The organism is Luteimonas kalidii, from assembly GCF_029887935.1.
Lineage (GTDB): Bacteria > Pseudomonadota > Gammaproteobacteria > Xanthomonadales > Xanthomonadaceae > Luteimonas > Luteimonas kalidii.
Genome location: NZ_JARXRO010000020.1, coordinates 586,716 through 612,656, shown reverse-complemented (window position 1 = coordinate 612,656; position 25,941 = coordinate 586,716). Strand labels below are relative to the sequence as shown.

Below are 25,941 nucleotides of genomic sequence, written 5' to 3'. Positions count from 1 at the left end.
CACCGGTCACGCGCGGCAGTTCCGCGTATGCGGATCGGGCGTGCCACGCGCTGCATCACCGTCGCCGGCCTGCGCGGCGGACCCGCCCAGGGCCAGCGGTCACGGCGACCGGATCGGCACCCGCACGCCGGGCGGCCGCCGCTGTCGTGGCCCGGTCAGTCGGTTCGCGCGGCCGTCCCCGCCTCGAACACCCGCGTGCCGTCCACCCAGGTCGACCGGATCTCCAGCGCCGGCAGCTGCGCGACGGGCACCGACAGCGGATCCTGCGCCAGCACCACGAAATCCGCCTGCAGCCCTGGCGCGAGCCGGCCCACGCGTGCCTCGTCGCGATGCGCCCAGGCCGCGTCGCGGGTGAAGCCGTACAGCGCCTCGGCGGCAGTCAGCACCTGGTCCGGCCGCCAGCCGCCGGGCGGACGGCCTTCGCGATCCTGGCGCGTCACCGCCGCATGCAACCCCAGGCGCGGGTCGGGCGATTCGACCGGGAAATCCGAGCCCAGCGCGAGCGGCACGCCGGCGTCGGCGAACCGGCGCCAGGCATAGGCGCCGGCGATGCGCACCGGGCCCACGCGCTGCTCCGCCCACGGCATGTCGGACGTGGCGTGGGTGGGCTGCATCGAGGCCACCACACCCAGCTCGGCGAAGCGCGGCAGGTCGTCCGGATCGACGATCTGCGCGTGTTCGATGCGCCAGCGATGGTCGCTGCCGGCGGCGTCTCCGAGCGTCCGCGCGTAGGCGTCGAGCACCAGCGCGTTGCCGCGGTCGCCGATCGCGTGCGTGGCCACCTGCAGGCCGCAGTCGTGCGCACGCACCAGCAGCGCGTCGAAGCGCGCCGGCTCGATCAGCACTAGGCCGCGGTTGCCCGGATCGTCGCTGTAATCCTCCGCCAGGGCCGCGCCGCGGCTGCCGAGCGCGCCGTCGATCAGGAACTTCACCCCCCGCATCTGCAGGCGCCCGTCCGGATGCGCATAGGCGCCGTGCTCGCACAGCCAGTCCAGCGCAGCGGCATCGCCGTCGGCATGGGCGGCGACCCGCAGCGTCAGTCGCCCGGCGTCGGCGAAGCGCTTCAACTGCTCGAAGTCGGCCAGGCTGGTGCCCATGTCGTGCACGCCGGTGAGCCCGTTGCGCGCGGCCGCTTCCAGCGCAAGTGCGAGCGCGCGATCGGCATCGGCCTGGTCCATCGCCGGCACCACCGCGTCTACCAGGCGCTCGGCCTCATCGACGAACACGCCGGTCGGACGCCCCTGGGTGTCGCGCACGATCAGCCCGCCCTCCGGCTGGCCGTCGCGCAGCAGCGCCGCAGATTCCGGGCGCGCGGCGATCGCACGCAGCGCCGCGGAGTTGACCCAGCCGGCATGGCCGTCGACGCGGCGCAGCCACACCGGGCGTTCCGGGAACGCGCCATCCAGATCGGCCGCGGTCGGGAACGCGGCGTCCGGCCAGTCGTTCTGGTCCCAGCCACCGCCCAGCAGCCACTCGCCCGGCGGCAGGCCGGATTCGAACGCGCGCAGGCGTTCGACGATCTCGTCCTTGTCCGCGGTGCCGACCAGGTCGACGCGGGTCAGCGCCACGCCGAGGCCGAGCAGGTGCCCGTGCGCGTCGATCAGGCCGGGGATCACGGTGGCGTCGCCGGCATCGACCACGCGCGCCTGCGGATGCGCGCCCGCCAGCGCCGCGGCGTCGCCGACCGCCACGATGCGGCCGTCCGCGTCCCACACCAGCGCCGTGGCGACCGGCACGTCCACGTCGGCGGTATGGATGCGCGCCGCCCGCAGCAGGGTCTGGTCCTCTGCCGCCGCGGGCAAGCTGGCGATGGCGCAGAACAGGCAGGCCAGTAGCGGACGCAGCATCGACATACTCCGGAGCGGGCAGGAAGGCCCCGATGCTACAACGCGGGCGCCGGAGGCCGGCGCGGAGCGGGGCACGTCCCGCCTGGCGGGAGGTCGGGGAGATCGATCGCCGCCACCGCGTCCCCGGCCCGCACATCCCTGCGATCGTCACGCACACGCTCCGGTCGCGCGTCGGCGCGCAGTCCTCCCGCATGCCGACGCTGGGATGCCGGAAATCCCTCCGCGCTGCCCCGCTGCCTCGCTGCCGCGATCCCGCGCCTCGGCGACTACTCCGCGCGCACGTCCACGCGCACCCGGATCCGGTCGCCGGGGTGGTGGTCGGTGCGGGTCACGTACTGGCGGCCGGCATATTCGTAAGTCACGTCGTAGGCGCTGACCGGGCCGTCGTTCGGCTGGCTGCCGTAGGTGTCGTATCCGCGGTAGTCGCCATGGTCGTCGCGGTAGGGATCGGGCTCGCACACGGTCACGCTGCCCTGGCGGTTGCGCCGGTTGGCGTCGTAGATGCCGCGGCCGGCCGCGCCGCCCACCATCGAGCCCACCGCGGTGCCCACCAGCTGCCCGCTGCCGTCGCCGATCCGGCTGCCCAGCACCGCGCCGGCGATCCCGCCGATCACGGTGGCGACCAGGCGCCCGTTGCCGTCGCGCGGCCGCTGACCGTAGGGATCGCCATGGCGATCGTCGCCATAACCGCCATAGCTGTCGCGCGGGGCATACCCGTCGCGCGCATACGGATCGCTCGAGACATAGCCGTCGCGCCGCGTTTCGCAGCGACGCGTGTCGTAGACCGGACGCGCGCGCCCGTCGAACACCGGATCCACGCGCACCACCCGGGCCCAGTCGTACTCGCCCGCTCCGGAATGGCGGTCCGGGCCGCGATCGGTGCGGTAGGTCCGGCCGTCGTCCTGCATCGGACCGGCCCGATGGCTGTAGTCGCCATACGGGGCGGGGCCGTAGCGGTCCTCGTCGTACACCTGCGCGCCGGCGATGCCGGTGGCGAGCAGCCCACCCATCGCCAACGTCATCGCCACCTGCTTCATCGTTGCTGTCCCCGCACCCGTGGAGTGGGCGCGTGCGCCACGCTAGGCCGGGCCCGCCAACGCCCGCTGAACCCGGCCGGGCAAGGCGCGCCGTGGCGGGACCCGTTCAACCTCGCGACAGCCAGGCGAGTGCCTGCTCCGCGCAGTCGGCCGCATTGCGCCCCAGCAGCGGACCCACGTGGCTGACCGCGGTGGCCCGCAGCAGCGACGCATCGAGGTCTGTGGCCAACGCGGCGGTCAGCGCCGGCGGGACGTCGTCGTCGACCATCGAGGCGATGCACAGCACCCGGCACGCGGGGCGCGGCACCGCGCGCCCTGCGTAGGCCTCGCGCATGGCGCGACCGCTCTCGTCGCGCCAGTGGCGGAAGGCGAACAGGGCAGTGGCCTCGTCGGCGTCGGGGAGTGCGCGCCGGGTGCCGGTCAGCCGGGCGTCCCGCTGCCACGGCACCACGTCCGGCCAGTCGCGCCCCGGCAGCTGGGCATGCCAGGGCGACGGCGGCACGGGATTGACCAGCACCAGCGCATCGGCGTCGGCGGCGCATTCCATCGCCAGCAGTCCGCCCAGGCTGGCGCCCACCACCGCGCGCGGACGCGGCAGCGACGCCAGCGCCGCGCGCACCTGCGCGGCGTAGTCGTCCAGGCCGGTGGCGGCGAGGCCGTTCGGGCTGGCACGCAGGTCGGGCGCGGCCACGCGCATGCGCGTGGCCTCGAAGACACCCTTCCAGACGTTCCATTCCCAACCGCCACCGCCGCCTCCGTGCACCATCAACGTCGAGCGGATGCGCTCACCCAACCAGTTCCGCCTCCAGCGTGATCGGTACCGCGCTCAGGGCCTTGGACACCGGGCAGTTCTGCTTGGCGTCGTCCGCGATCGCACGGAACTCCGCCTCGTCCAGGCCCGGCACCTTCGCCTTCATCTTCAGCCTGATCGCGCTGAGCGTCGGACCGCCTTCCATCGACAGGTCGACCTCGGCGCTGCCGTCGAGCGATTCGGGCGGGTGGCCCGCCTCGGTCAGCTTGGCCGACAGCGCCATGGTGAAGCAGCCCGCATGCGCGGCCGCGATCAGCTCTTCGGGATTGGTCCCCTTCTCGTCGCCGAAGCGGCTGTTGAATCCGTAGCGGGTGTTGTCGAGCAGGCCGCTCTGCGGCGTGCTGAGGCTGCCCTTGCCGCTCTTGAGGTCGCCTTCCCAATGCGCGCTGGCCTTGCGGGAGATGCCCATCGTGTGTGCTCCTGTGGGGGTCAAGCGGCCAGCGTAAGCGCGAGCGCGTTACTTCCGCGTTCGCGGCCCGGACGTGCTGCGTCGCAACGCGCCCGCTCCGCGGCGACGCGCTAAGGTGGCCTTCCGCCGTGACCGCACCGCGGGCGCAGGTCCCGACGCCTGCGCTGCCCCCACGCGGTTGCCATGGCGGCCATGCGATCCCGCCCCGGTTGCCGGGCACGCCTTGTCCGGCACAGGCAGGATCCCGATGCAGATGCCGGCCGCCGGCCGGCTCCCATGCAAGGGAGGATCGGCCACATGCCCTACTCGACCGCACAGATCCGCAACGTGGCCCTGGCGGGCCATCCCGGCGCCGGCAAGACCACCCTGTTCGAAGCCCTGCTGCATGCCGGCGGCGCAGTCCAGACGGCAGGCACCGTCGAACGCGGCAACACCGTGTCCGACTTCGACCCGATCGAGAAGCAGCGCGGCCATTCGATCGACGCCGCCATCGCCGGCCTCGACCATGTCGCCGCGTCCGGTGAATCGATCCACGTCAACCTGGTCGACCTGCCCGGCTATCCCGATTTCCGCGGCCCGGCGCTGGCGGCGCTGGCCGCGGTCGAGACCGCGATCGTGGTGGTCGATGCCGCCGGGGGCGTCGAGCACGGCACCCGCCGGATGATGGAACGCGCGCGCGAACGCGGCCTGTGCCGCGCGATCGTGGTCAATCGCATCGACACCGAGGGCGCCGACCCGGCACGCGTGCTCGCGCAGCTGCGCGAGGCCTTCGGCACCACGGTCCTGCCGCTCAACCTGCCCGCCGGCGGCGGCGCGCGGGTGATCGACTGCTTCGGCCAGGCCGAAGGCGACAGCGACCTGGGTCCGGTGGCAGAGTGGCACCAGCGCATCCTCGACCAGGTGGTCGAGATCGACGAATCGGTGATGGACCACTATCTCGAACGCGGCGAGTCGGGCCTGTCCGGCACCGAACTGCACGACGCGTTCGAACAGTGCCTGCGCGATGGCCACCTGGTGCCGGTGTGCTTCGCGTCCGCGCGCACCGGCACGGGCGTGCGCGAACTGCTGGACGTGGCCGAGCGCCTGTTCCCGCATCCGGGCGAGGCGAACCCGCCGCCGTTCGTGAAGGGCGCCGGCGCGGAGGCGCAGGCGATCACCACCACGCCCGACCCCGACGCGCACGTGGTCGCCGACGTGTTCCGCATCGTGCACGACCCGTTCGTCGGCAAGCTCGGCGTGTTCCGCGTCTACCAGGGGACGGTGCGCCGGGACAGCCAGCTGTTCGTGGACGATGGACGCAAGCCGTTCAAGGTCGGCCACCTGTTCAAGCTGCGCGGGCGCGAGCACGTCGAGGTCGAACAGGCGATCCCCGGCGACATCGCCGCCGTGGCCAAGGTCGAGGAGCTGCATGTCGACGCGGTCCTGCACGACAGCCACGACGAGGACCAGATCCACCTCGCGCCGGTGGACTTCCCGCGGCCGATGTTCGGGCTGGCGATCGAGGCCGGCAGCAAGGGCCAGGAGCAGAAGCTGGCCACCGCGCTGCACAAGCTGGCCGAAGAGGATCCGTGCTTCCACGTCGAGCACGAGACCGAGACCAACGAAACCGTGATCCGCGGCCTGTCCGACCTGCACCTGCGGGTGCAGATCGACCGCCTGCGCGACCGCTTCGGGATCGAGGTGCACACGCACCCGCCGCGCATCGCCTACCGGGAGACGGTGGCCGCCCGCGCCGAGGGCCACCACCGGCACAAGAAGCAGACCGGCGGCGCCGGGCAGTTCGGCGAGGTGTTCCTGCGGGTCGAACCGCTGCCGCGCGGTGGCGGGTTCGAATTCGTCGACGAGGTGAAGGGGGGCGTGATCCCGGGGCAGTTCCTGCCCGCGGTCGAGAAGGGCGTGCGCCAGGTGCTGGCGTCCGGCGCGGTCGCCGGCTACCCGATGCAGGACCTGCGCGTGGTGGTGTACGACGGCAAGCATCATCCGGTGGACAGCAAGGAGGTCGCCTTCGTCGCCGCCGGACGCAAGGCCTTCCTCGATGCCGTGTCCAGGGCGCGGCCGCAGGTGCTCGAACCGATCGTGGACCTGGAAGTGAACGCGCCTGAGGCGCACATGGGCGACATCAGCGGCGGCCTGGCCGCCAAGCGGGCACGCATCAACGGCACCGATGCCGCAGGCAGCGGCGAGATCGCGGTCAGCGCGCAGGTGCCGCTGTCGGAACTCGAAGGCTATGCCGCCGAACTGAAGTCGATCACTGCAGGCCGCGGGCGCTACGCACTCGACTTCAGCCACTACGAACCGGTGCCGCCGCAGGTGCAGCAGGCGCTCGCGGCAGCCTGGCGACCCGGCCACGAGGACGAATGAACGCGCGTCTGCTCCCATGACGCCCGCCGTCGCCGCCCTGCTCGCCGACGCGATCCTCGCGCTGCACGTGGGCGTGGTCGCGTTCGTGGTGCTGTTCACCCTGGCGATCGTGGTCGGCGGGCCGCTCGGCTGGCGCTGGGTGCGTGCGTTCGCGCTGCGGGCCACGCATCTGGCGCTGATGCTGGTGATCGCGCTGCAGGCCTGGCTGGGCCGGCTGTGCCCGCTGACGACGTGGGAGCAATCGCTGCGAAACCGAGCCGGGCAGGCCACTTACGGCGACTCCTTCATCCAGTACTGGTTGTCGCGCCTGATCTTCTTCGAGGCGCCCTGGTGGGTGTTCGTGTTCGCCTACAGCGCGTTCGCCGGACTGGTCGCGCTGTGCTGGTGGCGCTGGCCTCCGGTCCGGCGTCGCGCGCAGGACCGCTGATCGGCCATAGAAAAGCGGCGTTTTTTCCGCGTTTCCTATTGGCGGCGGGTGGCGGATGCCCTACATTGCGCCTGCCGGCACGTTCGGCCACAAGACAACGCTGACCACAGACACTGACGAGGGAACACAAAACCCATGGCAAAGAAGAAGGCTCCTGCCAAGAAGGCAGCTCCGAAGAAGGCCGCCAAGCCTGCCGCGCCGAAGGCGATCAAGGATCCGCTGAGCAAGTCGGGCCTGGTGGCCCACATCGCCGACAGCACCGGCGTCGCCGCCAAGGACGTCCGCGCCGTGATGGGCGCGCTCGAGGGCGCGATCCACGGCTCGCTCAACAAGAAGGGCGCGGGCAGCTTCACTCTGCCGGGCGTCGCCAAGTTCAGCGCCGTCAGCGTGCCGGCCAAGCCCAAGCGCAAGGGCATCAACCCGTTCACCAAGGAAGAGCAGTGGTTCGCCGCCAAGCCCGCCTCGGTGAAGGTCAAGGTGCGCCCGCTGAAGAAGCTCAAGGACGCCGCCGCCTGATCGCGGCGCCTCCAGCGACACCACGAACGGGACGGCCTTTGCCGTCCCGTTTCGTTTCCGGGAGGTACGATGCGCGCTTCCTCCCCTGACCGACCGGATGCCCCGATGAGCCTCAACGGATTCCTCGACCACCTGCTCAAGTCCGCCGCCCCGACCACCATGACCGGCAACGATGGCCGCGGCGGCATCGGCGGCATGCTCGGCTCCGATTTCGGCAAGGGCGCGCTCGGCGGCGGCGCACTCGGACTGCTGCTCGGACGCAACAAGACCACGCGCAAGCTCGCCACCTACGGCGGCCTGGCGGCGCTGGGGATGATGGCCTATCGCGCCTACGGCGATTACAGGGCGCAACAGGGCGCGACGGTGCAGCCGCAGACGGTCGACCGCCTGCCGCCGCCACAGGCCAATCTGCACGGCGAGGCGATCCTGCGCGCGCTGGTGGCCGCCGCAAAGGCCGACGGGCACATCGATGCGCGCGAGCGCGAGGTGATCGAGGGCGAGTTCGCACGCATCGCACCCGAGGCCGAGGTGCAGCAGTGGCTCAAGGCCGAACTGGAGAAGCCGCTCGATCCGGCCGAGGTCGCGCGTGCGGCCTCCACCCCCGAGATCGCCTCGGAGATGTATCTGGCCAGCCTGGTCGCCGCCGACGAGCAGAGCTACATGGAGCGCGCCTACCTGGACGAGCTCGCGCGCCAGCTCAAGCTGGACGATGCGCTGAAGCAGCGCCTGGAACAGGAATTCCGCAACGCGGCGGGCTGAGCGGCGACCGCGCGATCGCGTCGCCGCGCTGCATCGGACCGCCTTGCGGACGGGTGGCCCGACGCAGTACACGGCAGTAGCATGGCGGTCTCGGCGCGTGCCAGGGGGAAGCGATGGGCAAGCGGTTCTGGATCTGCGGCCTGGTGGTGTCGTTCGCCGCGCTGCTGCTGACATTCGTGATCCATGCCTTCCTGCTGGGGCCCGACTACGCCGCGCTCGGCGCGATGTACCGCAACGCCCAGGAAGGCGCCCGCCACTTCGGCTGGCTGCTGCTGGCCCACGGGCTGGTCGGGTTCGCGATGACCTGGATCTTCGCGCAGGGGGTCGACCGCCGCCGCCCCACTCTGGTCCAGGGCCTGCGCTTCGGGCTGGCGATGGCGCTGTTCTCGACCGTGCCGGCCAGCCTGCTGCAATACGCGGTGCAGCCGCTGCCCGGCGCGCTGGTCGCGCGCCAGGTGGTGCTGGGCACGCTGGCGATGGTGCTGCTGGGCGCGCTGCTCGCCTGGCTCCAGCCCCGGCGCGAGGCGCTGCACGCGCCGCCCTGAGCGGGCGCGTGGAGCAGGCGTTCAGCCGGCGCCGGCACACTGTCGCGAGCCGTTCCCAAGAGGACACCCCATGCGTCGCATCCTGCCTGCCGCATTCGTGCTGATGCTGCTCTCGCTGCTCGCCGGCTGCGCCACCCTTGGCGCGGTATCGGCCTGGTTGAACGACCAGGTGGCGGTCACGCCAGGCCAGCTGCAGCGCCAGCTCGACCGGCGCTTCCCGCGCGAGTTCGACAAGCTGGGCGGACTGGTCACGGTGACGCTGGCCAATCCGCGCGTCTCGATCCCGCCGGGCGACTCGCGCCTGCGCATGGAGTTCGACCTCGGGCTCGGCGCGCTGGGCGGCGAAGGCGAGACCAGCGGCCGGCTCGCGCTGGCCAGCGGCCTGCGCTACGACACCGCGACCCAGGGCCTGCACCTGGAGGCGCCCGAACTGCTGCAGTTCGAACTGCCCGGCTCCGGCGAACTGCTGCGCGGCGGCGCGCGCGGAGTGGTCAACAGCCTGCTGGCCGAGATGGCGCGTAGCGAACCGGTCTATCGTCTGGACGAGGACCTGCTCGACAAGCTGCCCGCCGGGCGGCGGATCGGCGACGTCGGCATCGAACGCGGCACGGTCGTCGTGCACCTGGAGCGCTGACGTGGCGCCCGGCTCCACTCCGTCCGCCCTGTCCGTGCGCATCGTCGCAACGGCCGCGCTGTGCGGCCTGCTGCTGTCCGCCTGCAGTGGACGCAACGACGCACAGGTCGCGGACGACACCACGGACGCCGACGCCGCACCGCTGCCGCAGCCGAGCGCGGCCGACGGCGCGATCACCGACATGCCTGCGCGCCCGGGACCCGGTGAAGTGCCGTTGGCCGGCGCCGCGCCGCCGCCTCCACCCGACCTGCTTCCCGCCGACGCAACGGCCGGGATGCCGCCGCTCGAGGACAATCCCGAAACCGGGCTGGCCATGCCGGCGCCCGCCGATGCTGCCGCAGAGCCCACGCCCGCCGATGCAGCCGCGACCCTGCGCGCGTACTACGCCGCGATCGAGGCGCGCGACTACGCGCGCGCCTATGCGGCCTGGTCGGATGGCGGCCGGGCCAGCGGCCAGGATCCGGCCGCGTTCGCGGCGAACTTCAGCGACATGACCGCGCTGGAGGTGACCTACGGCGATCCCGGTCCGGTCGAGGCCGCCGCCGGCTCGCGCTACGTCGAAGTGCCGGTCACGGTGACCACCACGCGCAGCGACGGCAGCGTGCAGCGGCTCGCCGGCCGCTACCTGCTGCGGCGCGCGGTGGTCGACGGCGCGAGCGCGGCGCAGCGCGCGTGGCACATCGCCTCGGCGGACCTGCGCGAGGCCGCCTCGCCCTGATCCGGCACGCCGCCTACAGTTCGAAGCGGTAGCTGAGCTTGACCATCAGCTGCTCGTCGTCGCGCAGGTCGAAACTGTCGACCAGCGCCTCGTCGACGCCCTCGGAGACCGCGCTGCGGTCGAAGCCACCGCGACCGTAGACCACGTAGAGATACGACAGCGGCGCGAGTTCGTAGCGGTAGCGGATCTGGAAGGCGAGGTTGCGCACGCTGAAATCCTCGACCGGGTCCGACGCGGCGATCGCGTTGCCCGCCGGGTCGAAGCGCCAGGCCTGGCGCGCACGCGCATCGATGCCGATCGCCTGCAGCTTCACCCGCAGCTCCTGGCGCGGATCGATGCTCCAGTCCAGGCCTGCGATCAGCCTCGCCTCCTTGCCGTCGAAGGCGCCGACCAGATCGCCCGTCTCCGCCCCCTGCCAGATCAGCCAGTCCGGCCGCTGGATCAGGATCGCACCGGCGTTGAGGCTGAAGGCGTCGCTGACGAAGTACGTCGCGCCGTACCACAGCGAGCCGCCGAGCCGGTCGTTGCCGGCCAGGCCGCCTCCGAACAGTTCGGCTTCCACGTCGTGCGCCCAGCGCCCCTTGCGCGGACGCTCGAACTCGTAATACGCATTGAAGTTCGCCGGCAGGCGCACGATGCCGTTGCCGCGCAGCAGCAGGTCGTTGATGCCGGCGCCGTTGACGTTGATCTGGGCGTACTCGGAACTGCCGTCGCGCAGCTGGCCCTGGCGGCTCATGCGGAACTGGTCGTTGAGCTTCTGGCCGCGGTTGTTGTGGTTGCTGCTCGCGCGCCAGCGCCAGTCGGCGGATGCGTAGCGCGAGGTGTCCGGCAAGTCGGTGAAGCGGCGCGAGACCTGCCAGTGCAGGTAGTTGGTGCTGTTGCGCGAGAGATACCCCGCGTCGTTGATTTCCAGCTCGTTGCCGAAGTGCATCGCGATCCACTGCTGGCGCCAGCCGTCGTCCATCTCGTAGTCGGCCCACACTGTCGCACCCAGGTCGCTGACGCGCTCGCCGTCCTGGTCGATACGGCTGCCGAACACGCGGCTGCGCACGTTCCAGCGCGCGCTCGGGCGCCAGTCGTGGTCGATGCCGAGCACGCTGGCCTCGCGCCCCAGGAACGGGCGCTCGACGTGGGTCAGCATCATGCCGAGGTTCTGGGCCTGGAAATCGCGCACCAGCCGCAGCGCGTGGAAGCTGCGCCCGGCTTCGCCCGCCTCGTCGGCGGAGAACAGACCGTACTTCGCCGCGCCCAGACTGCCGTTGAGCTTGAGCGCGGCGCTGATGTCGCTGGCGCCGCCGCCGTCGTCGGCCGGTCCGCCGATGCGGCGGGTGTAGAGCAGCTGGCTGAAGTCGGAGGGCGTGGTGTATTCGAAGATGCCCTGGTTCTCGGTGAAGAACGGACGCTTGTCGCTGACGAAGGTCTCGGTGGCGCTGAAGTTCACCACCAGGTCGTCGCTTTCCACCTGGCCGAAGTCCGGGTTGACAGTGGCCGAGAGCTGGAAGCGGCCGTTGGGCTTCCAGAACAGGTCCACGCCCGCATTGCCCTCGCTGTCGCCACCGACGTTGTCGTACAGGCCCGACACGTAGGGCGTCACCGCCAGCAGCGACTGGCTGTACTGGGTGACGGTCAGCGGCGCGAACTCGGACAGGAAGCGCGCGCGCTCGAAGCTCGCCACCGGCCAGGCCATGCGTTCGCCGGTGGAGCCGACCACGCGCGCCAGGAACAGCTTGAGCGTGCGCTCGCCACCGGCGCCGTCGCGCATCGGCGCGGTGTGCCAGGGGATCAGCAGCTCGACCGACCAGCCCTCGGCGTCCTCGGTCACCGCATGCCGCCACTGCCCGTCCCAGTCGCTGCTGAACTGGGTCTCGTTGGTGATGATCTCGTCGGCGATCCCGCCGGTGGAGCTGACCGTGAACGCGTAGCCGGTACGGCCGTCACCGTCGAAGTCGACGAAGACGTTGACCCGGTCGACCTGTTCGTCGAAGTCGCGCCGCACCTTCTGCCGCGTGCGCGGCACCCCCGGCGGCTGGATGTTGCGGAAGCCCACCGCCAGGCCATCCGGCGTGGCCAGGATCCAGGCCCGGGTCGGCTGCGAGCCGGGTTGTCCCGTCAGCGGCTGCACCATGCGGAAGTCGTCGATCGCGGTCGCCGCGTCCCATTCGCCGGGCGCGATGGTGCCGTCGATCTCCACCGCCCATGCCGGCCCGCACAGCAGCGCCAGGCCACACCCCCACCATCGCATCCAGCCAGGCACCCCGACCCCCTCGCATGAGCTCCACCGGCGCGCAGGCTAGACCCGGCGCGCGCGCGCGCCGCGTCCCATCGGTCATGGCAACCATTCGCCCGGCTCGTGCATCCCCGGGCAGGGGCGATCGCTCAGCGCTTGGGCTGCAGCATCGTCCCGGTGCACTTCTTCGACCCGCAGCGGCAGGCCCAGAGCTTCTTGACCTTCGCGGTGTGGGGTTCGTCGAGGGTGATGCCGTAGTTGTAGGTCAGCTCTTCGCCCGGCTTGATGTCGCGCAGCGCCAGGATGTAGACCTTGTCCTTGTGCCGGCGATCCCTGGCGTCCTCTTCCACTTCCGACTCGCAGTTCGGCTGGCAGCTGTGGTTGATCCAGCGCGCGACGTTGCCGCCCTCGTTGGCATCGATCACGTACTCGTCGTTGAGGGTGAACAGGAAGGTGTGTCCGTCCTCGTCGTCGTCGCCGTATTCCGCGTCCACTTCTTCGTGGGTGCGCAGCTTGCCCTTGTAGCGGACGACGCGCTCACCCTTCCTGATCAGGTCGGTGGCGAACACGCCGTTGCCGTGGATCGGCGACAGGCGGGCTTCGATCTTCTTGGTCTTCTTCGGCATCGCGGGCGGAGGATCCGGTGGGGTCGGCATTGTGGCACGAGCCATGCGCGGGGCAGGCGGACATCCCGCCCGCCGCGGCGTGCCAGCAACCACGAGGGCCGATGGGGTGGATGAGAACCGGCGTCCGGCCACGCCCGCGAAACGCGTTGGATCAGGCCGGACATCCGCCGACGCTACGCCATGCGCCCATCCCTGTTCCTGCGCCCCCTGCCCGGCCTGCTGGCCGCCTGCCTGTTGGCTGCGTGCCAGGGCGCCCCCGTCGCGAGCGCCACGGCCAGCGATGCCGCGCCTGCCGCGCCTGCCGCTGACGACCTCGTCGCCCACGGCGAATACATCGTGCGCATCGCCGGCTGCAACGACTGCCATACCGCCGGCTACACCGAACGCGGGGGGCAGGTGCCGGTCGCCGACTGGCTCACCGGCTCGCCGCTCGGCTACCGCGGACCCTGGGGCACCACCTACGCCACCAACCTGCGCCTGTCCGTTTCCGCACTCGACGAGGCGCAGTGGCTCACCTATACCGCCAACCTGCACACCCGCCCGATCATGCCGGACTTCATGCTGCGGCAGATGCGCGAGCACGACCGCCGCGCGATCCACCGCTTCGTGCGTTCGCTCGGGCCGGCGGGCACGGCGGCTCCCGAGGCCCTGCCACCGGGCCAGTCGCCACCGGCCCCATACTTCGAACTGGTGCTGCCGGCGCCGGGCGCCGCCTCAGCGACTCAGAACGGCCAGACCCCGGTCCAGTAGGCGGCCATGCCCAGGCCGAACGCGGCCCAGGCCAGATCCCTGGCGCCGCGTGCGGCCTTCCACAGGAGGAAGGCGACCGCGGCCACCACCGCTGGCCCCAGCCAGGCGTTGCGCCCGCCCCGGTTCATCGCCGCGCCCTCGTTCGTGAGCTGCATCCTGAGTTCTCCAGCCGCGTCCGGGATCGGACGCGTCCATGCTCGCGCGACCGGTCGTGCCGCGGCAGTGGCGCCCATCAGCGCGGGGAGCTGACAGTCGTCACTCCGATGAATCGCGGCATCCGCCCGCATTGAGCCGGCAGGCGCGAAAGCGTACAATTTTGGTCCGTTTTCGAGAACCGTTCGCATCCGTGCTCCGGGTCACCAAACTCACCGACTACGCCACCGTCGTGCTGACGGTCCTGGCCTCGCGCCCGGACGTCGTGCTGAGCGCGGGCGAGCTGGCCGAGCGCGCCGGCCTGGAAGGCCCCACCGTGAGCAAGCTGCTCAAGCCGCTGGCCCAGGCCGGGCTGGTCGAAGGCTTCCGCGGCGTGCACGGCGGCTACCGCCTGGCGCGGCCGGCGGCCGCCATCAGCCTGGTCGAGATCGTCGAGGCGATGGAAGGCCCGCTGGCGATGACCGAGTGCAGCCTGGACCACGGTGAATGCGGCATTTCGGGACAGTGCGGCGTGCGCGCCAACTGGCGCCGGATCAACGACGTGGTCGCCGATGCGCTGCGCGCCGTGACCCTGGCGCAGATGCTCGACGACGTCCCGTCCTCCCCTCCGCCGGCCAGGCGCATCGCCGCGCGCCTGGCCAGCGCGTGACGGCTCCGGCCGCCACCCGTACAGACCACAGGCAGCCCCCCATGGCCACCGAACTCGCAGAACCCATCGCCAACCGTGAGATCCACGAACAGCTCGGCCGTCGCTACGACGCCGGGTTCGTCACCGAGATCGAATCCGACTCGCTGCCGGCCGGCCTCGACGAGGACGTGGTGCGCGCGCTGTCGGCCAAGAAGAACGAGCCCCAGTGGATGACCGACTGGCGCCTGGCGGCCTACCGCCACTGGCTGACCATGCCGGTGCCGCACTGGGCGAAGCTCAGGATCGCACCGATCGACTTCCAGGCCATCAGCTACTACTCGGCGCCCAAGGGGCCGAAGTACAAGTCGCTCGACGAGGTGCCGCAGGAACTGCTCGACACCTACGACAAGCTCGGCGTGCCGCTGCACGAGCGCGCGCGGCTGGCCGGCGTGGCGGTCGACGCGGTGTTCGATTCTGTGTCCGTGGGCACCACGTTCCGCAAGGAACTGGCCGAGAAGGGCGTGATCTTCTGCTCGATGTCCGAAGCCATCGCCGAGCACCCGGAACTGGTGAAACAGTACCTGGGCACCGTGGTGCCGGTCGCCGACAACTACTTCGCCGCGCTCAACTCGGCGGTGTTCTCCGACGGCAGCTTCGTGTTCATCCCGAAGGGCGTGCGCTGCCCGATGGAGCTGTCCACCTACTTCCGCATCAATGCCGGCCACACCGGCCAGTTCGAGCGCACCCTGATCATCTGTGAGGACCGGGCCCACGTGTCCTACCTCGAAGGCTGCACCGCGCCGATGCGCGACGAGAACCAGCTGCATGCGGCGGTCGTCGAGCTGGTCGCGCTGGAAGACGCCGAGATCAAGTATTCGACCGTGCAGAACTGGTACCCCGGCGACGAGCAGGGCCGCGGCGGGATCTACAACTTCGTCACCAAGCGCGCCGAATGCCGCGGCGCGCGCAGCAAGGTCACCTGGACCCAGGTCGAGACCGGTTCGGCGATCACCTGGAAGTACCCGTCCTGCGTGCTGCTGGGCGACGATTCCAGCGGCGAGTTCCACTCGGTCGCGCTGACCCACCACCGCCAGCAGGCCGACACCGGCACCAAGATGATCCATGTCGGCAAGCGCACCAAGAGCAAGATCGTCAGCAAGGGCATCAGCGCCGGCCACGGCCAGAACAGCTACCGCGGCCTGGTCAAGGTCGCCGCCGGCGCCGACGGCGCGCGCAACCACACCCAGTGCGACAGCCTGCTGATCGGCAAGAAGTGCGGCGCCCACACCTTCCCCTACATCGAGGTGAAGAACCCGGGCGCGACCGTGGAGCACGAGGCCACCACGTCCAAGATCAGCGACGACCAGCTGTTCTATTGCCGCGCGCGCGGGATCAGCGAGGAGGACGCGGTGAGCCTGATCGTCGACGGCTTCTGCAAGCAGGTCTTCCGCGAACTGCCGATGGAGTTCGCGGTGGAGGCCAAGAAGCTGCTGGACGTCTCGCTGGAAGGCAGCGTCGGCTGAGAATTCGCGGCGCCCCCGCTGCGCGGGACATCGCGCCGTTCACGGCTGGAAGGTGCCCCAGGAGCCCGCCCCCGCGAAGGCGGAGCGGATGCAGGACGGCCCGCCACGTCGGACCCACCCACCCTCCCCGCCGGTCGGGGAGGGAGCAGATCAACGAAACGGAACCACCATGCTCAAGATCGACAACCTGCACGCCAGCATCGCCGGCAAGGACATCCTCAAGGGGCTCACGCTGCATGTGAAGCCGGGCGAGGTGCACGCCATCATGGGGCCCAACGGCGCCGGCAAATCCACCCTCGGGCACATCCTCGCGGGGCGCGACGGGTACGAGGTCCAGTCAGGCACCGTCGAGTTCGGCGGCAAGCCGCTGCTCGAGCTGGAGCCGGAAGAGCGCGCCGCCGCCGGCGTGTTCCTCGCCTTCCAGTACCCGGTCGAGATCCCCGGCGTGAACAACACCTATTTCCTGCGCAGCGCGCTCAACGCGCAGCGCAAGGCGCGCGGCGAGGAGGAGCTGGACTCGATGCAGTTCCTCAAGCTGGTTCGCGAGAAGCTCTCGGTGCTGCACCTGGACGACAGGCTGCTGCACCGCGGCGTCAACGAAGGCTTCTCCGGCGGCGAGAAGAAACGCAACGAGATCTTCCAGCTGGCGGTTCTGGAGCCGCGCCTGGCGATCCTGGACGAGACCGACTCGGGCCTGGACATCGACGCGCTGCGGCACGTGGCCGACGGCGTCAACGCGCTGCGCGCGCCCGACCGTGCCTTCATCGTGATCACCCATTACCAGCGCCTGCTCGACTACATCCGGCCCGACCACGTCCACGTGCTGGCCGATGGACGGATCGTGGAATCCGGCGGGCCGGAGCTGGCGCTGCAGCTCGAGGAGCACGGCTACGCGTGGATCGCGGACCGCGTCGCGCCGGAGGCGACCGCCGGATGAGCGCGCTGTTCGATTCCCTGGCGAGCGCTTTCGCCTCCGGTGGCGACGCCCGGCGGCGCGCGCAGTTCGATGCGGCGCTGCGCGACGGCCTGCCCGGACCACGCAGCGAGCGCTGGAAATACACCTCGCTGCGTGCGCTGGAGCGCCGCAGCTTCGCCGTCGCGCCCGACGCCGCGCCGCCGGTCGATGCCGCACTGCTGGCGGACATTCCTGCGCCGCGGCTGGTGTTCGTCAACGGCCGGCTCGACGCGGCGCTTTCGCACGTCGAGACCCTGCCCGCCGACCTGTCCGTCGATACCGGCACCGACGCGCACGACATGGCCGCAGCCGACGCCGCGGTCGAGAGCGACGGAGACGCCGGCACGCCGGGCGACGACGTGTTCGCACGCGTCAATGCCGCACTCGCGCGCGAAGGCGTGCGCGTGCAGGTGAACGCAGGCGCGCACGTGGACGCGCCGCTGCAGCTGGTGTTCGTCGGCGCATCGACCGACGCCGACCTGGCCTGGCACCTGCGGCACCGCATCGTGCTGGGTGCGGGCGCGTCGCTGTGCGTGGTCGAGCACCATCTCGCCAGCGGTGCGCACCGCCATCTCGACACCAGCGCGCTGCGGATCGACGTGGCCGAAGGCGCCACGCTCGAGCACGCCCGGGTCCAGCAGGCGGCGGACGGCGCGACCCTGTTCACGCGCACCGAGGCGACGCTCCAGCGCGATTCAGTCTACCGGCGTGTCGACCTGGAGCTCGGCGGTGCGCTCTCGCGGCACGAGCTCGACGTGCGCCTGGTCGGCGACCGCGCCCTGCTGGCGGCGCACGGCGTGCTGCTGGCGGCCGGACGCACGCACCTCGACACCCGGCTCGGCATCGAGCACCTCGCCCGCGACACCCGCTGCGAACTGCTCTGGCGCGGGATCGGCGCCGGCCGTGGCCGCGCCGTGTTCCACGGCGGCATCACCATCCATCCGGGCGCCGACGGCACGGATGCACGGCTGTCGAACAAGAACCTGCTGCTCTCCGCCACTGCCGAGATCGACACCCAGCCGGTGCTGGTGATCCATGCCGACGAAGTGCAGGCCGCACACGGCGCGACCGTGGGTGAGCTCGATCCCAACGCGCTGTTCTACCTGCGCGCGCGCGGCCTGCCGCAGCCGCAGGCGAAGCAGCTGCTGACCGCCGCGTTCTGCCGCGAGCCGCTGGCGGCGGTGGCCGATGCGACGTTGCGCGAGACGCTCACGGCGCTCATCGACGCCGCGCTGGACGCGGTGACCGGATGAGCGCGGTCGACGCCGCTCGCGCCACGCGCGCCGACGCCGGCACGCCACCGGACTGGGCGCGGGTGCGCGCCGACTTCCCGATCCTCGCGCGCCAGGTGCACGGCAAGCCGCTGGTCTATCTCGACAGCGCCAACTCCGGCCAGAAGCCGGCCGCGGTGATCGACGCGATGGACGCGTTCTACCGCCAGCACTACGCCAACGTCAGCCGCGCGGTGCATACCCTCGGCACCGAGGCCACCGAAGCCTACGAGGGCGCGCGCGCCACGCTGGCGCGGTTCCTCAACGTGCGCGCGGACGAGCTGGTGCTGTGCAGCGGCACCACGTTCGCGATCAACCTGGTGGCGTACTCCTGGGCGCTGCCGCGGCTGAAGGCCGGCGACACCATCCTGGTCTCGCGCATGGAACACCACGCCAACATCGTGCCCTGGCAGCTGGTGGCTCAACGCACCGGCGCGACGGTGCGGGTGGCGGAAATCACGCCCGAGGGCACGCTCGACCCCGATGCGCTGCGCCGGGCGATGACGCCCGACGTGAAGCTGCTCGCGCTCACCCACGTGTCGAACGTGCTGGGCACGGTCAATCCGGTGCGCGAGATCTGCCGCGAGGCGCGCGCGCGCGGCATCGTCACCGTGGTCGACGGGTCCCAGGCGGTGCCGCACCGGCCGGTGGACGTGGCCGCGATCGGCTGCGACTTCTACGCCTTCACCGGCCACAAGATGTGCGGGCCGACCGGCACCGGCGCGCTGTGGGCGCGGCGCGAGCACCTGGCGGCGATGCCGCCGTTCCTCGGCGGCGGCGAGATGATCCGCGAGGTCAGCTTCGAGGGCACCGTGTTCAACGACGGGCCGCAGAAGTTCGAGGCCGGCACGCCCAACATCGCCGGCTTCGTCGGCCTGGGCGCGGCGGTCGACTACCTGCAGGGCCTGGGCATGGCGCACGTGGAAGCGCGCGAGGCCGACCTGCTGGCGCACATGACGCACTCGCTCGAGGCGATCGACGGCGTGCGCATCCTCGGCAGCGCGCGCGAGAAGGCGGCGGTGGTGTCGTTCCTGGTCGAGGGCGCGCACGCGCACGACCTGGCCACCCTGCTCGACCTGGAAGGCGTGGCGGTGCGGTCGGGCCAGCACTGCGCGCATCCGCTGCTGCAGTTCTACGGTGTTGCGGCGACCTGCCGCGCCTCGGCCGCGTTCTACAACACCCACGACGAGATCGACGCGTTCGCCGCGGCGCTGCGCAAGGTGCGCAAGCTGCTGGGGTGATGGCGTTCCCGCCGGGGACACGACCGCCGCGAGCCCGGCTGCGAGCAGCGCGATGGTCCGTGTCGCGGCTACACCCGCCGTGCGATGTTCCGTAAGATTCCGCCATGGACCCACACGCATTCCGGGCGGCCACGGCCGCCGACGTTCCGGCCCTGGTCGCGCTGGTGACGTCGGCCTACCGGGGCGATGCCAGCCGCCAGGGCTGGACCACGGAGGCGGACCTGCTCGATGGCAACCGGATCGACCCCGATGTGCTGCGCCACGACATCGAGCGGCCGCGCAGCCGCGTCGTGCTGCTCGAGCGCGGGGCGGCGCTGCTTGCCTGCGCGCACGTCGCCGAGGCCGCGGGTGCCGGCTACTTCGGCATGTTCGCGGTGCGGCCGGATGCGCAGGGCAGCGGTATCGGCCGGATCGTGCTGGCCGAATGCGAGCGGATCGTGCACGAGGACTGGGGGTTGTCCAGCATGCGCATGACCGTGATCGACGTCCGCGAGGAGCTCATCGCCTGGTACCTGCGCCGTGGCTACCGGCGCACCGGAATCCTCAGTCCGTTCCCCTACGGCGACGAGCGCTTCGGCATCCCGCGCCGCGACGACCTGCGCTTCGAAGTGCTGGAGAAGCCGCTCGCAGGCGTGCCGGCATGAGCGACGCCTGGACCTTCGTGTGTGCCGCCGGGGACCTGCTGCCCGGCGAGATGAAGGTCGCATTCGACGAGACGACGGGGGCAGCGATCGTGGTGTTCAACCTCGACGGTGACCTGTACGCGCTCGAGGACCTGTGCAGCCACGAGGCGTTCGAACTGTCGTCCGGCGCATACGACCCTGCCGCGGCGACCATCGAATGCGTGCTGCACGGCGCGAAGTTCGACATCCGCGACGGCCGCGCGCTGTGCGCCCCCGCCTACGCCCCGGTGGCGAAGTTCCCGGTGAAGCTCGAACACGGCGGGGTCTGGACCCGGGACGATCGCGACTGAGCCGGTGGCGCCGCCGGTGGGAAACGCGAACGCGCCGGGTGGCCGGGACTTGCGGGTCGGCGGGTCCGGCGGACACTCGTCGCAGGCTCTGCGTGCTGCCATCGAGCGACCATCCCCGTACGCCCTCAGGCTTTCCACATCGAACCTGCCGTGGCGGATCGCCGCGTGAATGAGGGCTGCGCCGGTGGCGACGGGCCGGTTCCCCGGACCACCGCGACGCCTACCGCACCGCCGTGTCCGATCGCGGATCGATCCGGACCAGCAGCGCCTCGCCCCCGCCATCGAACGCGTAGCGCGTACGACCCCCGCGGTGGCGCAGCAGGGCGGTGTCGCCCGTCGCCATCTCCGGCAGCAGGTCGCCTTCGAAGCGCACCCGCCCGGCGACCAGGTGCAGCGCCCAGGTCGCTCCGGGATCGACGAACACCACCATCGCCCCGGCCAGCGGCCGGTGCCACAGCGCCGCATCGACGACATCGCGTCGCCACATCAGGTTGAAGCACTGCGCCCGCCCGCCCGACGGCGCGCCATGCAGTCCGCGTTCCCCCGCGAAGCGGAGGCGCTGGTACGGCGGCGCCAGCGTGTGGACCCGGCCGTCGTCGAACTCCAGCTGCAGGCCCTCGCCGTCGAGCAGGACCAGCTCGCGCTCGACACCCGGGAACCGGGAAAACAGTGCCCTGCCCTCGAGTTCCGCGATCGACAGGCGCCAGGTCCAGTCGGCATCGCCTTCGGCGTGGATCTCGCGCGTCCATCCACCGCCATTGCGCCAGCGCGACCGGCGGTACTCCTGGGCGGGAATCACGCATGCGCGGTCCATGTGCGAAGTGTAGCCGTGGGTGCGCAGGGAGCCCGTGCCCCCGGCCCACGCAGTGGCCGCCCGCCCGTGCCGGTCCCTGGCACGGAACGGGCGGCGGCACGTCCCTGTCACGGCATCCTGCCGGTCCGCGGAGCGGTCCCTGCTCCCCGTCGCGGGCGCGCGTCCGTGCGNGCGCGCCCGCCGACTCCTGCGCTCAGCGCGTCTTCGCGGTGGCGCGGGTGGCTCCGGCGGCGGCGCCGGCCGGCTTGGCGGCCGGTGCGGCCACGACGATGCGCTCGCGGTTCTGCTCCACGGTGCGCAACCCGATGCCCTTGACCTCGGCGAGCTGCTCCGGGCTGCGGAAGGGCCCGTTGGCCTTGCGGTATTCGACGATCGCCTCGGCCTTCGACGGGCCGACGTTCACCAGCACGCGGTCGAGCGTGGCGGCATCGGCGGTATTGACGTTGACCTTCTCCGCGGCGAGCGCGGTGCCGGCCATCGCCAGCGAGAGCAGCAGCGCTGCGAGGCCGTGCTTGAGCATCTTCATGTCCGATCTCCTGAACTGTGGTGGGTTTCCTTGCCGCCGGCAGGCAGCCGCCCGCCGGTGGAGACAGTCTCCCGGAGCGCGGACGCCTGGAACATCGCCGCATCCACTGCCGCGGACCCGGGTTACCCCGTAGGACGCCGTCGGAAAAGCCCTACGCGGGGCCGGCGTTACAATCGCCCTTTCGCACAACCGGAGGTGTCCATGGACGCCAGCAAGGTCGACCGCTACGTCGCCGGGAAGTGGGACGACGACATCGTTCCGCAGCTCGTCGAATACATCCGCATTCCCAACAAGTCGCCGATGTTCGACGCCGACTGGGCGCGCAACGGCTACATGGCCGACGCGGTGAAGCTGATGGAGACATGGGCGCGCGCGCAGCCCGTTCCCGGCATGAGCGTCGAGGTCGTGCAGCTCGAAGGCCGCACGCCGCTGCTCTACCTCGAGGTTCCCGCCGCACACGGCGGCAGCGACGACGACTGCGTGCTGCTCTACGGCCACCTCGACAAGCAGCCGGAGATGACCGGCTGGGACGACGACCTGGGCCCGTGGAAGCCGGTGCTGCGCGACGACCGGCTCTATGGCCGCGGAGGCGCCGACGACGGCTACGCGATCTTCGGCTCGCTCGCCGCGCTGATGGCACTGCACGAGCAGCAGGTGCCGCATGCGCGCTGCGTGGTGCTGATCGAGGCCTGCGAGGAATCGGGCAGCTACGACCTGCCCGCCTACGTGGATCATCTCGCCGACCGCATCGGCAAGCCGTCGCTGGTGGTGTGCCTGGACTCGGGCTGCGGCAACTACGACCAGCTCTGGTGCACCACCTCCCTGCGCGGCCTGGCCGGCGGCAACCTGGGCGTGCAGGTGCTGGAGGAAGGCGTGCATTCGGGCGATGCTTCCGGCGTGGTGCCGTCGAGCTTCCGCCTGCTGCGCCAGCTGCTGTCGCGGATCGAGGACGAGAGCACCGGACGCATCCTCGTCGACGGCCTGCATGCCGACGTCCCGGCCGAACGCCTCCAGCAAGCGCGCCGCGCCGCCGAGGTGCTGGGCACCGCGATCTACGACAAGTTCCCGCTGGTGGCTGGACTGCAGCCCATGCACGACGACCTGGCCGAACTGGTGCTCAACCGCACCTGGCGTCCGGCGCTGTCGGTGACCGGCGTGGACGGGGTGCCGTCGCTGGATTCGGCCGGCAACGTGCTGCGTCCGCACACGGCGGTCAAGCTGTCGCTGCGTCTGTCGCCCACCGTGGACGGCAGACGCGCCGGCGAACTGCTGCAGGAGGCGCTGCTGCGCGATCCGCCCAACGGCGCGAAGGTGACGCTGGCGCTGGAGAAGGCGGCGACCGGATGGAACGCACCGGCGATGTCGCCGTGGCTGGAGCGCGCGATCGATGCCGCGAGCCGCGAGTTCTACGGCCAGCCGGCGATGTACATGGGCGAAGGCGGCTCGATCCCGTTCATGGGCATGCTCGGCGAGAAGTTCCCCGGCGCGCAGTTCATGATCACCGGCGTGCTTGGACCGCATTCGAACGCCCACGGGCCGAACGAATTCCTGCACATCCCGATGGGCAAGAAGGTCACCGCCTCGGTCGCACGCGTGATCGCAGAACACCACCTCGCCAGCCAGCGCGGCGAGACCACCGGCGCGGCGGTCGCGCCCGACAGCGGCGCGCGCCGCGGCGACCACGGCTGCTGCTGAGCCGGCGTCCGGCAGGACTGGCGCGGCGGCGCCGGTCCTGCCAGTCTTCGCGACTCATCGATCCATCAACGACAACACGGGGGCAGGGGAATGGACGGCGTCTTCGGCGGCAGCAGCTGGCTGTGGATCATCCTGGTGGGCCTGGTGGTGGGCGTGCTGGCACGCCTGCTCAAACCCGGCCGCGACCGCATGGGGCTGATCATGACGATCCTGCTCGGCATCGGCGGCGCGCTGCTGGCGGGCTGGTTCGGTCGCACCATGGGCTGGTACGCGGCGGGCGAGCAGGTCGGCTTCCTCGCCTCGCTGGTGGGCGCGATCGTGATCCTGGTGGTGGTCGGCGCACTCCGCCGGCGCTGATTCGCGCGCGGCAGTACGCGTTCAGTCCAGCAGGTGCGCGATCACCCGTTCCGCAAGCGCGGCGGGCGCGTCGGCCTCGGTATCGAGCACAAGCTCGGCATGTTCGGGCGGTTCGTAGGCGGAGTCGATCCCGGTGAAGTTGGGCAGCTCGCCGCGGCGCGCCTTGGCGTAGAGCCCCTTCACGTCCCGTCGCTCGGCCTCGGCCAGCGACGTGTCCACGTGCACCTCGATGAAATCGCCCGGGTCGAACAGCGCGCGCGCGGCGCGGCGTTCGGCCCGGAACGGCGAGATGAAACTGACCAGCACGATCAGTCCGGCGTCGGTCATCAGCTTCGCGACCTCGGCCACGCGCCGCAGGTTCTCCACCCGGTCCTCGTCGGTGAATCCGAGGTCGCGGTTGAGGCCGTGACGCACGTTGTCCCCGTCGAGCAGGTAGGTGTGCAGCCCGCGCGCCAGCAGGCCGCGTTCGACCAGGTTGGCGATCGTCGACTTGCCGGCGCCCGACAGGCCGGTGAGCCAGACGCAGCGCGGCTGCTGTCCCTTGAGCGCGGCGCGCGCCTTGCGGTCGACGTCCAGCGCCTGCCAGTGGATGTTGTCGGCACGGCGCAGCCCGTGGCGGATCATGCCCGCGCCGACCGTCGCGCGCGTCAGCGGGTCGACGAGGATGAAGCCGCCGAGCGCGGCGCTCTCCGCGTAAGGGGTGAACGCGACCACCGCGTCGAGCGACAGCACGATCTCGCCGATCTCGTTGAATTCCAGCCGCTTGGCCGCCAGCGGCTGCAGGCTTTCCGGATCGTGCCGGGACTTGAGTTCGCTGATCCGGGCGCCGACGGTGCGGGTGCCGAGCTTGAGCTGGTAGCGCCGTCCGGGCAGCAGCGCGCCTTCGTCGAACCAGAGTACGTCGGCCACCACCTGGTCGCTGTGCGCCAGCGGCGCATCGGCCGCGGCCAGCACGTGTCCACGTCCGGCGTCGACCTCGTCCGCCAGCTGCACCGTCACCGCCTGGCCCGCGTGCGCGGACGCGCGCGACGTGCCGGATACGGACAGCGCGGCGATCGTGCTCGCTGCACCGGCCGGTTCCACCCGGACCGCGTCGCCGACGCGCGCCGTGCCCGACGCCAGGGTGCCCGCCAGCCAGCGCCCGCCAGCGGCATCGCGCAGCACCGACTGCAGCGGCAGGCGCAGCGGCGCGCCGGCATCGTCCGCAGGCACCTGCACCGATTCCAGGTGCGCGAGCACGCTCGGGCCTTGGTACCAGTCCATCGCGGCCGAGCGCATGGTGACGTTGTCGCCCACCGCGGCCGCGACCGGGATCGCGACCACGTCCGCGATGCCCAGGCGCTGCGCATGCGCGTCGAAACGCGACGCGATGTCTTCGAACACCGCCCGGTCGAAGCCCACCCGGTCCATCTTGTTGACCGCCAGCAGCACGTGGCGCACGCCGAACAGCGACAGGATCGCGGCATGGCGGAAGGTCTGCGGCAGCAGCCCGCGGGTGGCGTCGACCAGCACGATGGCCAGGTCGGCCACCGACGCGCCAGTGGCCATGTTGCGGGTGTACTGCACGTGGCCCGGGCAGTCCGCGATCAGGAACCGGCGGCGCGCGGTCTGCAGGTGGCGCCAGGCGACGTCGATGGTGATGCCCTGCTCGCGTTCGGCGTCGAGGCCGTCTAGCAGGAGGGCATAGTCGATCTCGCTGCCACGGGTGCCGTGGGTGGCACTGGCGCGCGCCAGCGCGACGCGCTCGTCGTCGGGCACACGACCGGCCTCGTGCAGCAGGCGCCCGATGAGCGTGCTCTTGCCGTCGTCGACGCTGCCACAGGCGATCAGGCGCAGGAAGCCCGTCTCCGTGTCCGGAGCGTCGGATCCGGTCTCCGGTCCATGCGGCTTGGGATCGGCATAGACGCCGGTCCGCCGGTACAGGTCGCTGGCCGCGCTCGTCATCGACTCTCTTCCTCCAACAGTGCAGGGATGCGGCGCAAGGACGCCGGTCTCGCGTTCCGCCTTGGATCCCGGTGCAGGCCGGCGGCCGGCAACGGGCGGACGGGGTCCGGCGAAGGTCCGTCGTCCGCAGTCGCACCGGCGATCCTCCATGCCGGCCGATCCCGCCTCCCGGACACGCCATCCGGGCGCTCGCC

At 71.3% G+C, this 25,941-nt stretch carries 27 protein-coding genes; 17 read left to right on the top strand and 10 right to left on the bottom strand.

All coding sequences use genetic code 11. From position 1 onward, the window contains the following. Positions 1-155: 155 nt before the first annotated feature. The 4 genes from QFW81_RS16335 to QFW81_RS16320 all read right to left on the bottom strand — a co-directional run bounded on the left by QFW81_RS16335 (position 156) and on the right by QFW81_RS16320 (position 4,104). Positions 156-1,847: an amidohydrolase gene (locus tag QFW81_RS16335; RefSeq protein ID WP_280580293.1), complete on the bottom strand. Its 1,692-nt coding sequence runs from the start codon at positions 1,845-1,847 to the stop codon at positions 156-158. Between the two features lie 266 nt (positions 1,848-2,113). Then, a complete protein-coding gene (locus QFW81_RS16330; RefSeq protein ID WP_331488092.1) occupies positions 2,114-2,884 on the bottom strand; it encodes a glycine zipper 2TM domain-containing protein in 771 nt (256 codons plus the stop codon). A 106-nt stretch (positions 2,885-2,990) separates the two neighbouring features. Continuing rightward, positions 2,991-3,677 (bottom strand): alpha/beta hydrolase, encoded by a 687-nt coding sequence (locus QFW81_RS16325; RefSeq protein WP_280580290.1) that lies wholly within the window; start codon positions 3,675-3,677, stop codon positions 2,991-2,993. Further along, positions 3,670-4,104 (bottom strand): OsmC family protein, encoded by a 435-nt coding sequence (locus QFW81_RS16320; RefSeq protein WP_280580288.1) that lies wholly within the window; start codon positions 4,102-4,104, stop codon positions 3,670-3,672. The genes QFW81_RS16325 and QFW81_RS16320 overlap by 8 nt, the downstream gene beginning before the upstream one ends. A 297-nt stretch (positions 4,105-4,401) precedes the next feature. Between QFW81_RS16320 and fusA the strand changes: the two genes are divergently transcribed. The 7 genes from fusA (at position 4,402) to QFW81_RS16285 (ending at position 10,064) form a co-directional block, all read left to right on the top strand. Beyond that, positions 4,402-6,465, top strand: a complete 2,064-nt coding sequence (gene fusA, locus QFW81_RS16315) for an elongation factor G (protein WP_280580286.1) — start codon at positions 4,402-4,404, stop codon at positions 6,463-6,465. Positions 6,466-6,481: 16 nt separating this feature from the next. Then, on the top strand, positions 6,482-6,892 hold the full coding sequence (locus QFW81_RS16310; protein ID WP_280580284.1) for a DUF2784 domain-containing protein: 411 nt from the start codon (positions 6,482-6,484) through the stop codon (positions 6,890-6,892). A 135-nt stretch (positions 6,893-7,027) separates the two neighbouring features. Continuing rightward, positions 7,028-7,408, top strand: a complete 381-nt coding sequence (locus tag QFW81_RS16305; protein ID WP_280580282.1) for an HU family DNA-binding protein — start codon at positions 7,028-7,030, stop codon at positions 7,406-7,408. A gap of 105 nt (positions 7,409-7,513) precedes the next feature. Beyond that, positions 7,514-8,167 carry a tellurite resistance TerB family protein gene (locus QFW81_RS16300; protein ID WP_280580280.1) on the top strand — a complete coding sequence of 218 codons (654 nt, stop codon included), beginning with the start codon at positions 7,514-7,516 and terminating at the stop codon, positions 8,165-8,167. A 113-nt stretch (positions 8,168-8,280) separates the two neighbouring features. Continuing rightward, positions 8,281-8,712, top strand: a complete 432-nt coding sequence (locus QFW81_RS16295; protein ID WP_280580278.1) for a hypothetical protein — start codon at positions 8,281-8,283, stop codon at positions 8,710-8,712. 70 nt (positions 8,713-8,782) lie between these two features. Beyond that, entirely contained in the window at positions 8,783-9,346 is a 564-nt protein-coding gene (locus QFW81_RS16290; RefSeq protein WP_280580276.1) for a DUF1439 domain-containing protein, read from the top strand. Between the two features lies 1 nt (position 9,347). Further along, a complete protein-coding gene (locus QFW81_RS16285; protein ID WP_280580270.1) occupies positions 9,348-10,064 on the top strand; it encodes a hypothetical protein in 717 nt (238 codons plus the stop codon). Positions 10,065-10,077: 13 nt separating this feature from the next. Here QFW81_RS16285 and QFW81_RS16280 read toward each other — a convergent pair whose 3' ends face one another. Both QFW81_RS16280 and QFW81_RS16275 read right to left on the bottom strand, forming a co-directional pair. Further along, positions 10,078-12,306, bottom strand: a complete 2,229-nt coding sequence (locus QFW81_RS16280) for a DUF5916 domain-containing protein (RefSeq protein ID WP_280580268.1) — start codon at positions 12,304-12,306, stop codon at positions 10,078-10,080. Positions 12,307-12,440: 134 nt separating this feature from the next. Next, on the bottom strand, positions 12,441-12,917 hold the full coding sequence (locus QFW81_RS16275; protein ID WP_280580266.1) for an SET domain-containing protein: 477 nt from the start codon (positions 12,915-12,917) through the stop codon (positions 12,441-12,443). A 180-nt stretch (positions 12,918-13,097) separates the two neighbouring features. Between QFW81_RS16275 and QFW81_RS16270 the strand changes: the two genes are divergently transcribed. Then, a complete protein-coding gene (locus QFW81_RS16270) occupies positions 13,098-13,667 on the top strand; it encodes a cytochrome C (protein WP_280580265.1) in 570 nt (189 codons plus the stop codon). Here QFW81_RS16270 and QFW81_RS16265 read toward each other — a convergent pair. After that, a complete protein-coding gene (locus QFW81_RS16265; RefSeq protein ID WP_280580263.1) occupies positions 13,640-13,822 on the bottom strand; it encodes a hypothetical protein in 183 nt (60 codons plus the stop codon). The two genes, QFW81_RS16270 and QFW81_RS16265, sit on opposite strands and share 28 nt — an antisense overlap. Positions 13,823-14,013: 191 nt before the next feature. Between QFW81_RS16265 and QFW81_RS16260 the strand changes: the two genes are divergently transcribed. From QFW81_RS16260 to QFW81_RS16230, 7 genes are all read left to right on the top strand, one after another. Continuing rightward, positions 14,014-14,469 (top strand): SUF system Fe-S cluster assembly regulator, encoded by a 456-nt coding sequence (locus QFW81_RS16260; RefSeq protein WP_280580261.1) that lies wholly within the window; start codon positions 14,014-14,016, stop codon positions 14,467-14,469. A gap of 41 nt (positions 14,470-14,510) precedes the next feature. Next, positions 14,511-15,971: a Fe-S cluster assembly protein SufB gene (gene sufB, locus QFW81_RS16255; protein WP_280580259.1), complete on the top strand. Its 1,461-nt coding sequence runs from the start codon at positions 14,511-14,513 to the stop codon at positions 15,969-15,971. Positions 15,972-16,140: 169 nt separating this feature from the next. Beyond that, entirely contained in the window at positions 16,141-16,908 is a 768-nt protein-coding gene (gene sufC / locus QFW81_RS16250) for a Fe-S cluster assembly ATPase SufC (protein WP_280580258.1), read from the top strand. Continuing rightward, complete coding sequence (sufD, locus tag QFW81_RS16245; protein ID WP_280580257.1) at positions 16,905-18,179, top strand: Fe-S cluster assembly protein SufD; 1,275 nt, start codon at positions 16,905-16,907, stop codon at positions 18,177-18,179. The genes sufC and sufD overlap by 4 nt, the downstream gene beginning before the upstream one ends. Beyond that, positions 18,176-19,438: a cysteine desulfurase gene (locus QFW81_RS16240; protein WP_280580255.1), complete on the top strand. Its 1,263-nt coding sequence runs from the start codon at positions 18,176-18,178 to the stop codon at positions 19,436-19,438. The genes sufD and QFW81_RS16240 overlap by 4 nt, the downstream gene beginning before the upstream one ends. Before the next feature lie 104 nt (positions 19,439-19,542). Further along, entirely contained in the window at positions 19,543-20,082 is a 540-nt protein-coding gene (locus tag QFW81_RS16235) for a GNAT family N-acetyltransferase (protein WP_280580254.1), read from the top strand. Further along, positions 20,079-20,411, top strand: coding sequence for a non-heme iron oxygenase ferredoxin subunit (locus QFW81_RS16230; protein ID WP_280580253.1), 333 nt, complete (start codon positions 20,079-20,081; stop codon positions 20,409-20,411). Before QFW81_RS16235 ends, QFW81_RS16230 begins: the two co-directional genes overlap by 4 nt. 220 nt (positions 20,412-20,631) lie before the next feature. Here QFW81_RS16230 and QFW81_RS16225 read toward each other — a convergent pair whose 3' ends face one another. Together QFW81_RS16225 and QFW81_RS16220 are read right to left on the bottom strand one after the other, a co-directional pair. Beyond that, on the bottom strand, positions 20,632-21,210 hold the full coding sequence (locus tag QFW81_RS16225; protein WP_425604059.1) for a HutD/Ves family protein: 579 nt from the start codon (positions 21,208-21,210) through the stop codon (positions 20,632-20,634). A gap of 208 nt (positions 21,211-21,418) precedes the next feature. After that, positions 21,419-21,751, bottom strand: a complete 333-nt coding sequence (locus QFW81_RS16220) for a ComEA family DNA-binding protein (RefSeq protein ID WP_280580250.1) — start codon at positions 21,749-21,751, stop codon at positions 21,419-21,421. Positions 21,752-21,952: 201 nt separating this feature from the next. Here QFW81_RS16220 and QFW81_RS16215 point away from each other — a divergent pair, with 201 nt between their 5' ends. Both QFW81_RS16215 and QFW81_RS16210 read left to right on the top strand, forming a co-directional pair. Next, entirely contained in the window at positions 21,953-23,446 is a 1,494-nt protein-coding gene (locus QFW81_RS16215) for a M20 family metallopeptidase (protein ID WP_280580248.1), read from the top strand. 90 nt (positions 23,447-23,536) lie between these two features. Then, on the top strand, positions 23,537-23,803 hold the full coding sequence (locus QFW81_RS16210; RefSeq protein WP_280580245.1) for a GlsB/YeaQ/YmgE family stress response membrane protein: 267 nt from the start codon (positions 23,537-23,539) through the stop codon (positions 23,801-23,803). Positions 23,804-23,824: 21 nt separating this feature from the next. Here QFW81_RS16210 and cysC read toward each other — a convergent pair whose 3' ends face one another. Beyond that, on the bottom strand, positions 23,825-25,747 hold the full coding sequence (gene cysC, locus QFW81_RS16205) for an adenylyl-sulfate kinase (protein ID WP_280580241.1): 1,923 nt from the start codon (positions 25,745-25,747) through the stop codon (positions 23,825-23,827). Positions 25,748-25,941 lie beyond the last annotated feature (194 nt).

Coding starts and splice junctions, on each gene's coding strand:
- cysC (WP_280580241.1), bottom strand. CDS start 25,747: ATGACGAGCGCGGCCAGCGACCTGTACCGGCGGACCGGCGTCTATGCC.
- sufC (WP_280580258.1), top strand. CDS start 16,141: ATGCTCAAGATCGACAACCTGCACGCCAGCATCGCCGGCAAGGACATC.
- QFW81_RS16335 (WP_280580293.1), bottom strand. CDS start 1,847: ATGCTGCGTCCGCTACTGGCCTGCCTGTTCTGCGCCATCGCCAGCTTG.
- QFW81_RS16265 (WP_280580263.1), bottom strand. CDS start 13,822: ATGCAGCTCACGAACGAGGGCGCGGCGATGAACCGGGGCGGGCGCAAC.
- QFW81_RS16295 (WP_280580278.1), top strand. CDS start 8,281: ATGGGCAAGCGGTTCTGGATCTGCGGCCTGGTGGTGTCGTTCGCCGCG.
- QFW81_RS16320 (WP_280580288.1), bottom strand. CDS start 4,104: ATGGGCATCTCCCGCAAGGCCAGCGCGCATTGGGAAGGCGACCTCAAG.
- QFW81_RS16275 (WP_280580266.1), bottom strand. CDS start 12,917: ATGCCGAAGAAGACCAAGAAGATCGAAGCCCGCCTGTCGCCGATCCAC.
- QFW81_RS16280 (WP_280580268.1), bottom strand. CDS start 12,306: ATGCGATGGTGGGGGTGTGGCCTGGCGCTGCTGTGCGGGCCGGCATGG.
- QFW81_RS16230 (WP_280580253.1), top strand. CDS start 20,079: ATGAGCGACGCCTGGACCTTCGTGTGTGCCGCCGGGGACCTGCTGCCC.
- QFW81_RS16210 (WP_280580245.1), top strand. CDS start 23,537: ATGGACGGCGTCTTCGGCGGCAGCAGCTGGCTGTGGATCATCCTGGTG.
- fusA (WP_280580286.1), top strand. CDS start 4,402: ATGCCCTACTCGACCGCACAGATCCGCAACGTGGCCCTGGCGGGCCAT.
- QFW81_RS16300 (WP_280580280.1), top strand. CDS start 7,514: ATGAGCCTCAACGGATTCCTCGACCACCTGCTCAAGTCCGCCGCCCCG.
- QFW81_RS16310 (WP_280580284.1), top strand. CDS start 6,482: ATGACGCCCGCCGTCGCCGCCCTGCTCGCCGACGCGATCCTCGCGCTG.
- QFW81_RS16290 (WP_280580276.1), top strand. CDS start 8,783: ATGCGTCGCATCCTGCCTGCCGCATTCGTGCTGATGCTGCTCTCGCTG.
- sufB (WP_280580259.1), top strand. CDS start 14,511: ATGGCCACCGAACTCGCAGAACCCATCGCCAACCGTGAGATCCACGAA.
- QFW81_RS16220 (WP_280580250.1), bottom strand. CDS start 21,751: ATGAAGATGCTCAAGCACGGCCTCGCAGCGCTGCTGCTCTCGCTGGCG.
- QFW81_RS16240 (WP_280580255.1), top strand. CDS start 18,176: ATGAGCGCGGTCGACGCCGCTCGCGCCACGCGCGCCGACGCCGGCACG.
- QFW81_RS16330 (WP_331488092.1), bottom strand. CDS start 2,884: ATGAAGCAGGTGGCGATGACGTTGGCGATGGGTGGGCTGCTCGCCACC.
- sufD (WP_280580257.1), top strand. CDS start 16,905: ATGAGCGCGCTGTTCGATTCCCTGGCGAGCGCTTTCGCCTCCGGTGGC.
- QFW81_RS16270 (WP_280580265.1), top strand. CDS start 13,098: ATGCGCCCATCCCTGTTCCTGCGCCCCCTGCCCGGCCTGCTGGCCGCC.
- QFW81_RS16215 (WP_280580248.1), top strand. CDS start 21,953: ATGGACGCCAGCAAGGTCGACCGCTACGTCGCCGGGAAGTGGGACGAC.
- QFW81_RS16235 (WP_280580254.1), top strand. CDS start 19,543: ATGGACCCACACGCATTCCGGGCGGCCACGGCCGCCGACGTTCCGGCC.
- QFW81_RS16305 (WP_280580282.1), top strand. CDS start 7,028: ATGGCAAAGAAGAAGGCTCCTGCCAAGAAGGCAGCTCCGAAGAAGGCC.